This is a genomic window from Tsukamurella spumae (assembly GCF_012396015.1).
Taxonomy (GTDB): domain Bacteria; phylum Actinomycetota; class Actinomycetes; order Mycobacteriales; family Mycobacteriaceae; genus Tsukamurella; species Tsukamurella spumae.
Map to the genome: position 1 here is coordinate 1 of NZ_JAAXOQ010000051.1, position 14,026 is coordinate 14,026.

Below are 14,026 nucleotides of genomic sequence, written 5' to 3' on the forward strand. Positions count from 1 at the left end.
CGCAACCCCTACGACCTCGGCATCCCCGGCATGTACATCTGCTCCGCCGCAACACCACCCGGACCCGCCGCCCACGGCATGTGCGGATACCACGCCGCGACCCGCGCGCTGAAGAAACTGCGGGACTGAACGAGCGGGGCCGGCCCCCTTCTACTGCGCGGCGTAGGCCGGCTCGCTGCGGAAGCGGGAGACGCGGCCGTCGATGCCGCAGGCGCGCCACATGAGCCTGCTGAGCGGGTTGATGAGTCCGCACTTCTCGGCCATCATCCGGACGTCGCCGAACACATCGCGCTTCATCTGCTGCGATGCGTCCGATCGCCAGAAGATGTCCTTCTTCACCGACCGCGGGATGTCGAAGGTCTCCCAGAACTGCTTGGGCGGCATCATGATCATGGTGACCATCACCCGCATGGTGAGCGGCAGCATCAGCGACAGGACGAGCCGCGGGAGGGCGCCGCGCGTGGGGATCCGGTGCTCGAGCAGCTGGTGCGCGAACCCGATGTGCCGAGCCTCCTCCGCCACGTGGATCTGCATGATCGAGCTCATGGCGGGGTGCTGCTGCGAGCCGGAGCGCAGGAACTGCTTCTGCAGGTGGTCGATCGGCTCCTCGCCGCCGAGCACCATCATGTAGAAGTACAACGGCGTCATCGTGGCGAACAGCGGCACGACCGGCGAGATGCGGCGCAGGAACCAACTGCCGCCCGGAACGTCCATGCCCACGCGGTTGACGAATTCCTGGAACATCAGCGTGTGCTGACACTCCTCCTTCGCCTCGTGCGTGGCGTAGCGGAACTCCGGGGAGTTGTTCGGGAGCGCGGCCGTGTACTGCATGATGCCGCGGATCAGCATGGACTCGAACTGCAGGCCCACCTTGGCGACGTTCGCCTGCCGCCACATCCCGATCTCGATCTGCTTCGCGAGCGGCTGCGCCTGGTACCACGGGTGCCGGCCGATCGGATCGAACCGCGGATCGCAGACCCACCGCGGATCGTCCGGGACGATCGCGAGCTCCGGGTCGTCCCAATCGATGTCGAGGTACGGATCGAAGTTGCGGTTGACCGACGCCGCGGAGAGATCGCTCAGGGTCTGCTCGTACTCCGCCTGTCCGGGGAACGGATCCCCCATCGTGCGAGACATGTGCGTCAGAGCCAGCCGCATCGATCCACTCCTTGGTCGCAGGTTCAGCCGGTGATAGCCGATGCGGAGAACCCTATCACCAATACAGTCAGCAGTGCTGGTTTCTTTCTCTGCACGCGCGGATCAGACGTACGAGACCATCAGGACCACCACGGAGAAGACGAGCATGCCCAGGCAGTTCACCCAGAAGGCGGAGCCGAGGAACCGTGCCCGCACGTGCGCGACCGCGGCACACACGAAATACGCCACGACGCCCGCGTTCGCCGCGACACCGACCCCGGGGTAGCGCAGGCCGGCCAGCAGGCCGACCACGGCCACCAGCTTGATCACGATGAGGATCCACCACCAGTCCCGCGGCAGGCGGACCCCGTCGAGGCAGCCCCGGATGAACGCGGGCGGGCGCAGCGACACCAGCGCGTCGCCGAGGAGCACCGCGGCCAGCACGACGGTGAGGACTGGCCAGCGCGGAACGTCGATCAGGGCGGTGGTCACGACGGAACTCCTTCTCCGAGAATCTGTTCGACGGCTTCGACGAAGCCCGCCGCCGCGGCCTCCTGGGCGAGTGCGCCGCCGGAGGTCGCGAACAGCAGGCCGATGTAGACGAAGTAGAGGGTGCGCCCGGCGGGGCCGGGGTCGGCGTGCCCGGCGGCCCGCAGGATCCGCTCGAACTCGGCCCGCAACTCGTCACCGAGGTCGCCGAAGGTCCGGGAGCGGTGCCGCCCGCGCGCGAGGACCGCCGCGTACTCGCGGGAGAGGTCACCGTCGGCGTTGAAGTAGGTGACGAAGGGCTCGACGGTGCGCACCAGCCGCGCGACGGCCTCGTCGAGCCCCAGCGCGGACGGCGACTCCGCTGTTGCACGCTCGGCGTGCACCGCGGCGATCCACTCGTCGACGATGGCGACGAGGAGCGCATCCTTGTCCCCCACCCCCATCACCGTGCCGACGCTGACGCCCGCGTCCTCCGCGATGCCGCGCACCGTCGTTCCGGCGAATCCGCGCGCCCGGAAGGACCGGTCCGCGGCGGCGAGCACCCGCGCTCGAGTCTCGGCCTTGGCGCCCGCCCGCGATTGAACACGTTCATTGAACATGTTCAATAGGTTATCCACGCTGCCCGGACAACGCAAGAGCCCTGCCGGACCAGGCGGTCCGGCAGGGCTCTCGTCGATGCGGGGTGAGGCTACGCGGTCTCGGTGATCGGGCGATCGACCCAGCTCATCAGGTCGCGCAGCTTCTTGCCGGTGACCTCGATGGGGTGCTCGGCGTTCTCCTTGCGGAGACCCTCGAGCTCCTTGTTGCCGCCCTCGACGTTCGCCACGAGGCGCTTGACGAAGGTGCCGTCCTGGATGTCCGCGAGGATGTCCTGCATGCGCTTCTTGGTGTCGGCGTCGATGACGCGCGGGCCCGAGAGGTAGCCGCCGAACTCCGCGGTGTCGGACACCGAGTAGTTCATGCGCGCGATGCCGCCCTCGTACATGAGGTCCACGATGAGCTTGAGCTCGTGCAGGCACTCGAAGTAGGCCATCTCGGGGGCGTAGCCGGCCTCGACCAGCACCTCGAAGCCGACCTTGACGAGCTCCTCGGTGCCGCCGCACAGCACGGCCTGCTCACCGAAGAGATCCGTCTCGGTCTCCTCCTTGAACGTGGTCTTGATGACGCCGGCACGGGCACCACCGATCGCGGCGGCGTAGCTCAGGGCGAGCGCCTGGCCGTTGCCGGTCGGATCCTGGTCCACCGCGATGAGCGCGGGCACGCCCTTGCCGTCGACGAACTGGCGGCGCACGAGGTGGCCGGGGCCCTTCGGCGCGACCATCGCGACGGTGACATTGGCCGGGGCCTCGATCAGCTTGAAGTGGATGTTCAGGCCGTGGCCGAAGAACAGCGCGTCGCCGTCCTTGAGGTTCGGCTCGATGTCGGCCTTGAAGATCTCGGCCTGCGCGGTGTCGGGCGCGAGCAGCATGATCACGTCGGCCCAGGCGGCGACCTCGGCCGGCGTGCCCACGGTCAGGCCCTGCTCCTCGGCCTTGGCGCGCGACTTCGAGCCCTCCTTGAGGCCGATGCGCACGTCCACGCCCGAATCGCGGAGGCTCAGCGAGTGCGCGTGACCCTGCGAGCCGTAGCCGATGACGGCGACCTTCTTGCCCTGGATGATGGAGAGGTCGGCGTCCTCGTCGTAGAACAGTTCGATTGCCACGGTGGTTCCTTGTCCCTTCAGAAAATTTTGCAGTAGTTAAGTTAGCGGGTCGCGGTGATCGACTTCGGGCCGCGTCCCAGCGCGATGACGCCGGACTGGGCGATCTCGCGGATCCCGAAGGGATCGAGGACCGCCAGCAGCGCGTCGAGCTTGTCCGGGGTACCGGTGGCCTCGATGGTCACCGAGTCGGGCGAGACGTCCACGATCTTGGCACGGAACAGGTCGACGGTGTCCGTGACCTGGCCGCGCGTCGTCGAATCGGCGCGGACCTTGACGAGCATCAGCTTGCGCGCCACCGACGAGGTCGAGTCCTGCTCGACGATCTTGAGGACCGAGACCAGCTTGTTGAGCTGCTTGGTCACCTGCTCCAGGGGCAGCTCATCGACCGTGACGACGATCGTCATCCGGCTGACGCCCTTGAGCTCGGTGCCGCCGACCGCCAGGGATTCGATGTTGAAGCCGCGGCGCGAGAACAGGCCCGAGACGCGGGCCAGCACGCCCGGCCGGTCCTCGACCAGGACACTCAGCGTGTGCGTGGTGCTCACTTCTGCTCCTCCGAACGCTCCATCGCGGCGTGGATGACCGCCGGCTCGTCGGCCGCGTCGTCCTCGTCGAACAGCGGACGGATGTCCCGCGCCGCCATGATCTCGTCGTTGCTCGTGCCCGCCGCAACCATCGGCCACACCTGGGCGTCGGCGCCGACGATGAAGTCGATGACCACCGGGCGGTCGTTGATCTCCCGCGCCTGGGCGATCACCGCGTCCACGTCCTCGGCCCGCTCGCAGCGGAAGGACACGCAGCCCATCGCCTCACCGAGCTTGACGAAGTCGGGGATCCGCATGGAGTGCGTCGACAGGTCGGTGCTCGAGTAGCGCTGCTCGTAGAACAGCGTCTGCCACTGGCGGACCATGCCCAGGTTGCCGTTGTTGATGATGGCGACCTTGATCGGCGCGCCCTCGATCGCGGCGGTGGCCAGCTCCTGATTGGTCATCTGGAAGCAGCCGTCACCGTCGATCGCCCAGACCTCCTTCTCCGGCGCGCCCATCTTGGCGCCGAGCGCCGCGGGAACCGCGTAGCCCATGGTGCCGAGACCGCCCGAGTTCAGCCAGGTGCGCGGCTTCTCGTACTTGACGAACTGCGCGGCCCACATCTGGTGCTGACCGACGCCCGCGCAGTAGACCGCGTCCGGGCCGGCGGCGATGCCGAGGCGCTCGATCACGTACTCGGGGCTCAGCGCACCGTCGGACGACGGGTTGTAGGCGAGCGGGTAGGTCTTGCGGATGCCGTCGAGGTACTCCCACCAGGCCGTCAGGTCCGGAGCGGGGATCGTCGCGCGGTCCTCGGAGATCGCGGCGATGAGCTCGACGATGACCTCCTTGCAGTCGCCCACGATCGGCACGTCGGCGAACCGGTTCTTGCCGATCTCGGCCGGATCGATGTCGGCGTGGATCACGCGGGCGTCGGGCGCGAACGAGTCGAGCTTGCCGGTGACCCGGTCGTCGAACCGCGCGCCCAGGGTGATCAGCAGGTCCGAGCGCTGCAGCGCGGCCACGGCGCCGACGGTGCCGTGCATGCCGGGCATGCCCATGTGCTGGGGGTGGCTGTCCGGGAAGGCGCCACGCGCCATCAGCGTGGTCACGACGGGAATGCCGGTCAGCTCGGCCAGCGCCAGCAGCTCCTCCGACGCCTCGGCCTTGATCACGCCGCCGCCGACGTACAGAACGGGCGACTTCGCGGCCGCGATCATGCGGGCGGCCTCGCGGATCTGCTTGCCGTGCGGCTTGGTGACGGGCCGGTAGCCGGGCAGGTCGATCTGCGGCGGCCAGGAGAAGACGGTGTCCTCCTGCAGCACGTCCTTGGGGATGTCCACCAGCACCGCACCCGGGCGACCGCTCTCGGCCAAGTAGAAGGCCTCGGCGATCACGCGGGGGATATCGGCGGCGTCGTAGACCAGGAAGTTGTGCTTGGTCACGGGCATCGTGATGCCCGAGATGTCGGCCTCCTGGAAGGCATCGGTACCGATCAGCGGACGACCGACCTGGCCGGTGATCGCGACGATCGGGACCGAATCCATCTGGGCATCGGCGAGCGGGGTCACCAGGTTCGTGGCGCCCGGACCGGAGGTGGCCATGCACACGCCGACCTTGCCGGTCGCCTGCGCGTAGCCGGTGGCGGCATGGCCCGCACCCTGCTCGTGCCGGACCAGGACGTGCCGCACCTTCGTCGAGTCGAGCAGCGGGTCGTACACCGGGAGGATGCACCCGCCGGGAATGCCGAAGACCGTGTCGACGCCGATCTCCTCGAGCGACCGGACGACCGACTGCGCACCGGTGACCCGCTCGGGGGCTACGGTACGGGCGCCCTCGAGGTGGCTGCTCGCGACGTCGGACGCCGGGTGCTGCTTCGAGGCGGCGGGATGCGCGCCGGAGATCCCGGCGCCGGGCTTGCGGGCCCCGGGCTTCTGCCCTGGGTGGGGCCGAGCTGTAGGTGCGCTCACGATGTGACCTTCTCGTGCTCTAGCGATGCTCTGCTCAAACATGGACTATCGGCGTGCGGTACGTCGCCCGAGGCTATCCGGGCAACAAAAAACCCCCGTCAGCGGTGGCTGAGCGAGGGTAGCGCGTCGATGCTGGTGTGAAACGGCTGCAACCGGTTCAGGCGGCGACGCGCCGACCGATTACGAGGAGCTGGTAGCTGTGTTTCACACCAGTGAAACTAGGCGTCCGTGTGCAGTCGCGTCAAACCAGTGAGTCGTACCGTCCCACATGATGAGAAACGGCTGCCGCGTGAGACAATGCGTGTTATGAGCGAGAGCACCGCCGCGCCGGGGTCCACCGGCGCCACGCGCACCGTGACCACCGACCACACCGCGGACACCGCGGTCCCGATCGCCGCGGGCGATCGGGTGGTGTTCAAGCACCCGTCGATCGCCCTGATCGGAGTGGCACTGTTCGCCGTCTGCCTCGCGCCCATCGTCGGTCCGTGGACCGTGGGCCGCGCAGTCGACGGCAGCACGGCGGGTGCCGGCGCGGCCGTCCTCGGCTGGGCGCTGCTCGTGATCCCCGTCCTCCTGGCCCTGTGGATCCTGCGGGTCCGCACCGTCATCGGCCCCGACGGTGTCCGGTCGGTCGGGGTCCTGCGCGCCACCACCATCACGTGGGACGAGATGTCGGGGATTAGGATCGGTGACAACGGTGCGGTCTACGCGGTCCGCGCCGACGGTTCCGAGGTGCGACTACCCGCCGTCACCATCAGCCAGCTCCCCCGCGTCGCGGCCGCCTCCGGCGGCCGGATCCCGGACGTCACTGCGGAATAAATCCCGACGAACGGGCCTTCCCCTGTTCACGGGGAGCGCATTCCTCACCAGCCCGCACGATAGAGAAGATCCGAGGCGAGAAGCTCATGCCACCGCTCCGCTCACGCACCACCACCGTCGGACGAGAGGCGGCCGGCGCTCGCGCGCTCTGGCGCGCCACCGGAATGACCGACGACGACTTCGGCAAGCCGATCATCGCGATCGCGAACTCCTACACCCAGTTCGTGCCCGGTCACGTGCACCTGAAGAACGTCGGCGAGATCGTCGCGGAGGCGATCGTCGCGGCGGGTGGCGTCGCGAAGGAGTTCCACACGATCGCCGTGGACGACGGCATCGCCATGGGGCACGGGGGCATGCTCTACTCGCTGCCCAGCCGCGAGATCATCGCCGACTCGGTCGAGTACATGGTCAACGCGCACACCGCCGACGCGCTGGTCTGCATCTCGAACTGCGACAAGATCACCCCGGGCATGCTCAACGCCGCGATGCGCCTGAACATCCCCACGGTGTTCGTCTCCGGCGGCCCGATGGAGGCCGGGACCTCGGTCGTCATCAACGGCGTCGTGCACCCGGGCACCGACCTCATCGACGCGATGATCGCGTCCGCCGACGGCAATGTCAGCGACAAGGAACTCCTCGAGGTCGAGCGCTCGGCGTGCCCGACGTGCGGCTCGTGTTCGGGCATGTTCACCGCCAACTCGATGAACTGCCTCACCGAGGCCCTCGGCCTGTCGCTGCCCGGCAACGGCTCGACGCTGGCGACGCAGACCGCGCGTCGCGACCTGTTCACCCGCGCGGGCGAGCTGATCGTCGACATCGCCACGAGGTACTACCGCGACGACGACGAGTCGGTCCTGCCGCGCTCCGTCGCCACCCGCGAGGCCTTCGAGAACGCGATGGCGCTCGATGTCGCGATGGGCGGTTCCACGAACACCGTGCTGCACATCCTGGCCGCGGCGCAGGAGGGCGAGGTCGCCTTCGACCTGCACGACATCGACCGCATCTCGCGCAAGGTCCCGTGCCTGGCGAAGGTGGCGCCGAACTCGCCGAAGTACTACATGGAGCACGTGCACCGCGCCGGCGGCATCCCCGCGATCCTCGGCGAGCTCGACCGCGCGGGCCTGCTGAACCGGAACGTCCGGCCGGTCCACGCGCCCTCCCTCGAGGCCCACCTCGCCGACTGGGACATCCGCGGCGGCACCGCCACCGAGGCGGCGATCGAGCTGTTCCACGCCGCCCCCGGCGGGGTCCGGACGACCGAGCCCTTCTCCACGTCGAACCGGTGGGAGTCGCTCGACACCGATGCCGCCGACGGCTGTATCCGCGACATCGAACACGCCTACACCGTCGAGGGCGGGCTGTGCGTCCTGCACGGGAACATCGCGCGCGACGGCGCCGTCCTCAAGACGGCGGGCGTCGACGAGGACCTGTGGCACTTCCAGGGTCCCGCGCGCGTCGTCGAGAGCCAGGAGGACGCGGTGCACGCGATCCTGTCGAAGGAGCTGCAGGCCGGCGAGGTCCTCGTCATCCGCTACGAGGGCCCCGCGGGCGGGCCCGGCATGCAGGAGATGCTGCACCCCACCTCCTTCATGAAGGGCACGGGCATGGGCAAGAAGTGCGGCCTCGTCACCGATGGTCGGTTCTCCGGCGGCTCGTCGGGCCTCGTCATCGGCCACGCCTCCCCCGAGGCCGCGTCCGGCGGCGACATCGGCCTCGTCGAGAACGGCGACGAGATCCTGATCGACGTCCACTCGCGCACCCTGAAGGTGCTCGTCAACGACGAGGAGCTCGCGCGGCGCCGGGCCAAGATGGAGGCCTCCGAGCGCCCGTGGCAGCCCAAGGACCGGCAGCGTACCGTCAGCGCCGCACTGCGCGCCTACGCCGCGCTGGCGACCTCCGCCGACCGCGGCGCGGTCCGGCAGGTGCCGTGATCGAACGCTGAACACGAAGGAACCCCGGCCGCCCGGCCGGGGTTCCTTCGTTTCACGGTCAGCGCTTGACGAGCGGGTTCGCGCCGTTGAGCAGCACCCACACGGCGACGGCGCCCGCGATCGCGACGAGCAACCAGATCACCGAGCCCACGTGAGGGCGCCGGGCCCACCCGCGGCCGAAGTCCAGCGACAGCCTGCCCGGACCGGCCAGCAGGATCGAGACCGCGGCCAGCACGAGCATCAGCTCGTACTCGACCCCGTTCGGCGCGAAGAAGACGAAGCCGTGCCCGGCCGTGGTCAGCTTGAACAGCCCCGCCGAGAGCATCACGCCCACGGCACCCGCGGCCGCGATGGGCGTCAGCAGGCCCAGGACCAGCATCGCGCCGCCGCCCAGCTCGATCACGCCGGTGCCGATCGAGAGCACCTTGGTGAACCGCTCGAACCCGACCGACGGGTCGTTGCCGTTCTGCAGGTACCGCGCGAACCCGTCGATGCCCGGCCCGCCCCAGATCCCGAACAGCTTCTGCACGCCGTGCGCCACGAGGATCACACCCACGGCGACCCGCAGCACCAGCAGACCGAGGTCGGTGGTTCCGCGGCGCGCGGCCCGACGGGCCTCGTCGAGCTCTGCGGAGACATCACCGACGGGCTTGCCGAACCGGCGCCCCTGCGGCGGCGCGATCTCCTCGGTCGCGGCGGACTCCAGCGGGATGCCCTCCGCCTCCGCGCGGGCCTGCGCGGCGCGCTCGCGGCCCCGTCGGCGGTTGTAGCGCTTGCCGAACTCGTCCCGCTCCTCGCTGGACAGTGCGGCGGCCTGGTCGGCGACCGGGCCGTCCGACGTGCCGCTGGTGGAGATCGCCGCGGTGGCGGCGCTCGCGGCCGCGATCGCCGCGGCGAGATCGCTCGTGTCCGGCACGGCCGTCGTCCGGGCGTCGTCGCCCGACGGTGCCGCCGGCGGGGTGTCCTGCGGGCCGGAGCTCGAGGCGGCCGGGGCTGTTCCGGCGGGCTCGTCGCGGTAGCGCGGGAGCACCGGGCCGATGCCGGTATCGGAGTCGTCGTGGGGATCCAGGACGAATCCGCCCGTCGGATGCCGCTCGCCGAACCGCGGCAGTTCGCCCGCGGCCGAGTAGTCGTACGACGACTCGGCCGCGCCCTCGCTGGTCTCGTTATCGATTCCGTGCTTGTCGCTCACATGACCCACCCTAAGGGGCGCGCACGCCGCGGGCCGGGAGCGAACCGCGCCCGGAGACCGAATCGGTAGGGTGGCGGCATGAGTGAGGGGTCCCGGGGCGCGCGTGTCCGCGCGCGACACACCGTCGTGCTCGCTGCGGCCGCGGTGCTGCTGGCGGGCTGTGTCGACTTCTCCGGCAGTGAGGCCGCCCCCTTCACCGGCCCGCCGACGGGCGAGGCCACGACCACCACGAAGAAGCCCGGTCCGGCTCTGCCCAGCGCGGCCCCCAAGCCGCCGGGTCCGTGCATCGACCAGGATCCGATGGTCCTCGCGACCTGCCTCACGGAGCCGACCTCGCTGATCACCACCGGCGATCTGGAGCACGCGTACGTCGCCGAGCGCGGGGGCACGATCACCTACACCACCACGGACCTGCCGAACCGCGAGATCCTGCGGATCGGCGTGGACGCCTCGGGCGACGGCGGGCTGCTGTCGATCGCGCTGTCACCGTCGTACGACGAGGACCGGCTGTTCTACGCCTACGTGAGCACCCCCACCGACAACCGGATCGTGCGCGTGACGCCGGGCGACGAGCCCAAGGTGATCCTGTCCGGGATCCCCAAGGGCGCCACGGGCAATGCCGGCTCGATCATGTTCCGCGGCCGCGACCTGATCGTCGCGACCGGCAACGCGGGCGATGCGAATGCGGCGCGCGACCCCGCCTCGCTCGCCGGCAAGGTGCTGCTGCTGCCGTCGCCGAACACGATCTCGCCCGTCCGGCCGCGGGTGCTCGCGAGCGACGGCGGGGTGCGGCAGTCGGTGTGCGGCTTCGCCCAGGGCGGGCCGATCTTCATCGCCGATCAGGGGCTCACCCAGGACCGGCTGCGCGTGATCACGAATCCGGGCTCGCCGGACTCGGTGGTCTGGAGCTGGCCGGACCGTCCGGGCCTGGCGGGCTGCGCCGTCGTCAAGGGCGCGGTGTTCGTCAGTCAGTCGCGCGCGGGCAAGGTGGAGATGGTGCGTGTGCCGAAGGACCCGGCCACCGCCGACGGCGAGCCGATCCAGATGGTCGACCGCACCCGCTACGGGGTGTTCGGGCGCCTCGCGATCGGCCCGAAGGACCTCCCGCAGGGGCTGACGACGAACAAGCCGAATCCGCAGGCCCCCACCGATGATCGGGTCGTCCTCCTCCCGATCCCCAGCGGCGAGGCCGGCGGCGGAGACGACTGATCGGTCCCGCGGTTACTCGCAGGCGGCGAGCACCAGCTCGCGCACGCGCGCGGCATCGGCCTGACCGCGGGTGGCCTTCATGACATCGCCGACGATCTTGCCGGCGGCCTGCACCTTGCCGCTGCGGACCTTCTCGACGATGTCCGGGTTCGCGGCGAGCGCGTCGTCGACCGCCTTCTGCAGGGCACCGTCGTCGCGCACCACCTCGAGACCGCGAGCGGCGACGACCTCGTCGGGCTCGCCCTCGCCGTCGAGCACCCCGACGATCACCTGCTGCGCGAGCTTGCTCGTGAGCTTGCCCTCGTCGACGAGCGCGATCACGCGCGCCACCTGGGCGGGAGTGATCGCGAGCGCATCGAGCTCGACGGTGCGCGTGTTGGCCTGCTGCGGGAGGAAGCTCCCCCACCACGAGCGGGCGGCGTCCGGGGTGGCCCCCGCATCGACGGTCGCGATGATGGCGTCGATGGCGCCCAGGTTCACCAGGTCGCGCATCACCTCGTCGGAGAGCTTCCACTCCTCCTGGATCCTGGCGCGGCGCAGCCAGGGCAGCTCCGGGATCGTGCCGCGCAGCTGCTCGACGAGCTCGGCCGCCGGGGCGACGGGGCCCAGGTCGGGGTCCGGGAAGTAGCGGTAGTCGTCCGCCGTCTCCTTGGGCCGGCCGGCCGTGGTGGTGCCGTCGCCCTCCTGGAAGTGCCGGGTCTCGAGGACGACGGTGCCGCCCGCGTCGAGCACCGCCGCCTGGCGGCGCATCTCGTACCGCACCGCGACCTCGACCGAGCGCAGCGAGTTGACGTTCTTGGTCTCGGTGCGCGTGCCGAACTCCGCCTGCCCGAGGGGCTTGAGCGAGACATTCGAATCGCACCGCATCGACCCCTGGTCCATGCGGACATCGGAGACGTCGAGCGAGGCGAGCAGGTCACGGAGCGCGGTGACATAGGCGCGGGCGACCTCGGGTGCGCGCTCCCCCGCGCCCTCGATGGGGCGCGAGACGATCTCCACCAGCGGGACGCCGGCGCGGTTGAAGTCCAGGAGCGAGTGCGAGGCGCCGTGGATGCGGCCGGTGGCCGAGCCGATGTGCGTGGACTTGCCCGTGTCCTCCTCCATGTGCGCGCGCTCGATCTCCACCCGCCAGACGGTGCCGTCCTCGAGCGGGACGTCGAGGTAGCCGTCGTACGCGATCGGGTCCTCGTACTGGCTGATCTGGTAGTTCTTCGGCTGGTCCGGGTAGAAGTAGTTCTTCCGCGCGAACACCGAGCTCGGCCGGATCGAGCAGTTCAGGGCCAGGCCGATGCGAATGGCCGAGCGCACCGCCTCGTCGTTGACGACCGGCAGTGCGCCCGGCATCCCCAGGCAGGTGGGGCACACCTGGGTGTTGGGCTCGGCACCGAACTCGGTGCGGCAGCCGCAGAACATCTTGGTGGCCGTGCCGAGCTCGACGTGGACCTCCATGCCCATCACGGGCTCGTAGCGGGCCACGACGTCCGCGTACTCGGGGAGATCCAGTTCGGCAAGCTCGGCACTCATGGCTCAAGCCTAATGCTCCGCCGGTCAGCGACTGGACACGGCCACCGCGTCGGTGGTCACCGTGACCGTCGACGAGACGTAGCCGGAGTCCGAGCCGGTGATCGGGCGACCGTCACGGCCGGTGGCGGTGAAGTTCCACACCTGCGAGCCGCTGATGCTGAGCTGACCGTCGCGGACATCGCCGCTGAGGTCGATCTCGTCCACGTTGGGCGCGGTCCAGGTGTAGGTGCCCTTCTCGCCGGAGAAGTCGGACTGCGGGCATCCCGACGGGTAGCCGTCCTTCGAGGCCGCGCACGCCGCGTACCGAGCCGCGATCTGCTGTCGCACCGAGGTCTTGGCGGCGTCGCTGAGGCCGAAACCGATGTTGAGGCTGCCGCTGACGCTGTAGCGCGAGAGCCCCTTGACCGACGCCTGGCCCTTGTCGTCGGTCGAGCTGTACTTCGACTTCTGCGCCACCAGGTTCTTGTTCGACGATCCCAGGTCGAGCGCGCCGGGGAACACGTACACCACGCCCGAGTCGGGCAGCGGCTTGCCGAGGATCGTCACGTTCTTCTTGTCCGAGTCGTAGCTGAAGTACGGCTTGAGCTGGACCGCGGCGGTCGCGAGCTTCCAGTCGTCGCCGACCTTCTCCAGGCTCAGCTCCTCGTCGTAGGCCACCTCGCCGATCGTGACGGTCAGGTGCACCGTGCCCATGAAGCCGCCGGACTCGCTGACGATCTTGAGGTCCTTGATCGGCGCGAGGTCGCGCTGCTTGCGCAGCACCTCGTCGGTGAGCAGGTCGGTCGAGGCGGGCGCCTCCTTGCCGTAGCTCAGTGCCTTCTTCGCGTCGCCCGCCTGGAGCGCGGCGAAGTAGGACTTGACGGTGGCGCCCGGCGAACCGGCGTCGCCGCCCCCGCCGCCCACGCTCTTGACGATGGCGATGCCGGCGATGAGCACGATCACCAGGAGCACGGCGCCGCCGCCGATCAGCGCGGGGATCAGCCATCCCGGACGCGGCTTCTTCGGGGCGCCCGGGCCCGGCGGGAACGCCGGCGCGCCGGGGCCCTGCGGGCCAGGGGCCGTGTAGGCGGGCTGGGCCGGGTACTGCTGATACGACGGTGCCTGCTGGTACGACGGTGCGCCCTGCGGGTGCTCGCCCGACTGCCAGGTCGGGCGCAGCTGCGTCTGCTCGTGGGGATCGGACGGATCCTGGCCCGGGTAGCCGCCCGGGTTCGAGGGAGGGTTCGGATTCATACCGACGAGTCTGGGACGCGCCTCTTAAGGCTCGCTTCAGGGAGGCCAGTGCTCGTGCGAGTGTCAGCCGAAGAAGGTTGCGGCGTCGTCGTAGCGTTCCCGGGGGACGCGTTTGAGTTGTTTGACGGCTTCGGCGAGGGGGACCAGGCCGATGGAGGTGCCGCGCAGGGAGACCATCTGCCCGGTCTTGCCGGCGTGGGCGGCGTCGGCGGCGTTGACGCCGTAGCGGGTGGCCAGGACCCGGTCGGCGGGGGTGGGGGTGCCGCCGCGTTGGACGTGGCCGAGGACGGTGG

General features: G+C 69.9%; 13 protein-coding genes. 3 read left to right on the top strand and 10 right to left on the bottom strand.

Annotated elements, in window-relative coordinates:
• Window positions 1-150: 150 nt before the first annotated feature.
• The 6 genes from HF999_RS21535 to HF999_RS21560 form a co-directional block, all read right to left on the bottom strand.
• Window positions 151-1,158, bottom strand: coding sequence for an AurF N-oxygenase family protein (locus tag HF999_RS21535; protein ID WP_210734044.1), 1,008 nt, complete (start codon window positions 1,156-1,158; stop codon window positions 151-153).
• A 102-nt stretch (window positions 1,159-1,260) separates the two neighbouring features.
• Entirely contained in the window at window positions 1,261-1,629 is a 369-nt protein-coding gene (locus tag HF999_RS21540) for a DoxX family protein (RefSeq protein ID WP_312854233.1), read from the bottom strand.
• A complete protein-coding gene (locus HF999_RS21545) occupies window positions 1,626-2,225 on the bottom strand; it encodes a TetR/AcrR family transcriptional regulator (protein ID WP_168547825.1) in 600 nt (199 codons plus the stop codon). The genes HF999_RS21540 and HF999_RS21545 overlap by 4 nt, the downstream gene beginning before the upstream one ends.
• Before the next feature lie 89 nt (window positions 2,226-2,314).
• Window positions 2,315-3,328: a ketol-acid reductoisomerase gene (gene ilvC, locus HF999_RS21550; protein WP_168547826.1), complete on the bottom strand. Its 1,014-nt coding sequence runs from the start codon at window positions 3,326-3,328 to the stop codon at window positions 2,315-2,317.
• A 41-nt stretch (window positions 3,329-3,369) separates the two neighbouring features.
• Complete coding sequence (ilvN, locus tag HF999_RS21555) at window positions 3,370-3,873, bottom strand: acetolactate synthase small subunit (protein WP_068572215.1); 504 nt, start codon at window positions 3,871-3,873, stop codon at window positions 3,370-3,372.
• Entirely contained in the window at window positions 3,870-5,825 is a 1,956-nt protein-coding gene (locus HF999_RS21560) for an acetolactate synthase large subunit (RefSeq protein WP_168547827.1), read from the bottom strand. The genes ilvN and HF999_RS21560 overlap by 4 nt, the downstream gene beginning before the upstream one ends.
• 306 nt (window positions 5,826-6,131) lie before the next feature.
• Here HF999_RS21560 and HF999_RS21565 point away from each other — a divergent pair, with 306 nt between their 5' ends.
• Both HF999_RS21565 and ilvD read left to right on the top strand, forming a co-directional pair.
• Complete coding sequence (locus tag HF999_RS21565) at window positions 6,132-6,644, top strand: PH domain-containing protein (protein ID WP_168547828.1); 513 nt, start codon at window positions 6,132-6,134, stop codon at window positions 6,642-6,644.
• 86 nt (window positions 6,645-6,730) lie between these two features.
• Entirely contained in the window at window positions 6,731-8,575 is a 1,845-nt protein-coding gene (gene ilvD, locus HF999_RS21570) for a dihydroxy-acid dehydratase (protein ID WP_168547829.1), read from the top strand.
• A 58-nt stretch (window positions 8,576-8,633) separates the two neighbouring features.
• Here ilvD and HF999_RS23115 read toward each other — a convergent pair whose 3' ends face one another.
• Entirely contained in the window at window positions 8,634-9,767 is a 1,134-nt protein-coding gene (locus tag HF999_RS23115; RefSeq protein WP_168547830.1) for a DoxX family protein, read from the bottom strand.
• Between the two features lie 78 nt (window positions 9,768-9,845).
• Here HF999_RS23115 and HF999_RS21580 point away from each other — a divergent pair, with 78 nt between their 5' ends.
• Window positions 9,846-10,976: a PQQ-dependent sugar dehydrogenase gene (locus HF999_RS21580; RefSeq protein WP_168547831.1), complete on the top strand. Its 1,131-nt coding sequence runs from the start codon at window positions 9,846-9,848 to the stop codon at window positions 10,974-10,976.
• Between the two features lie 12 nt (window positions 10,977-10,988).
• Here HF999_RS21580 and gatB read toward each other — a convergent pair whose 3' ends face one another.
• The 3 genes from gatB to HF999_RS21595 form a co-directional block, all read right to left on the bottom strand.
• On the bottom strand, window positions 10,989-12,500 hold the full coding sequence (gatB, locus tag HF999_RS21585) for an Asp-tRNA(Asn)/Glu-tRNA(Gln) amidotransferase subunit GatB (protein WP_168547832.1): 1,512 nt from the start codon (window positions 12,498-12,500) through the stop codon (window positions 10,989-10,991).
• 24 nt (window positions 12,501-12,524) lie between these two features.
• Window positions 12,525-13,733, bottom strand: coding sequence for a DUF4878 domain-containing protein (locus HF999_RS21590; protein WP_168547833.1), 1,209 nt, complete (start codon window positions 13,731-13,733; stop codon window positions 12,525-12,527).
• Between the two features lie 63 nt (window positions 13,734-13,796).
• Window positions 13,797-14,026 (bottom strand): 6-phosphofructokinase (locus HF999_RS21595; RefSeq protein ID WP_210733917.1); only part of this gene is annotated, 230 nt, incomplete at its 5' end.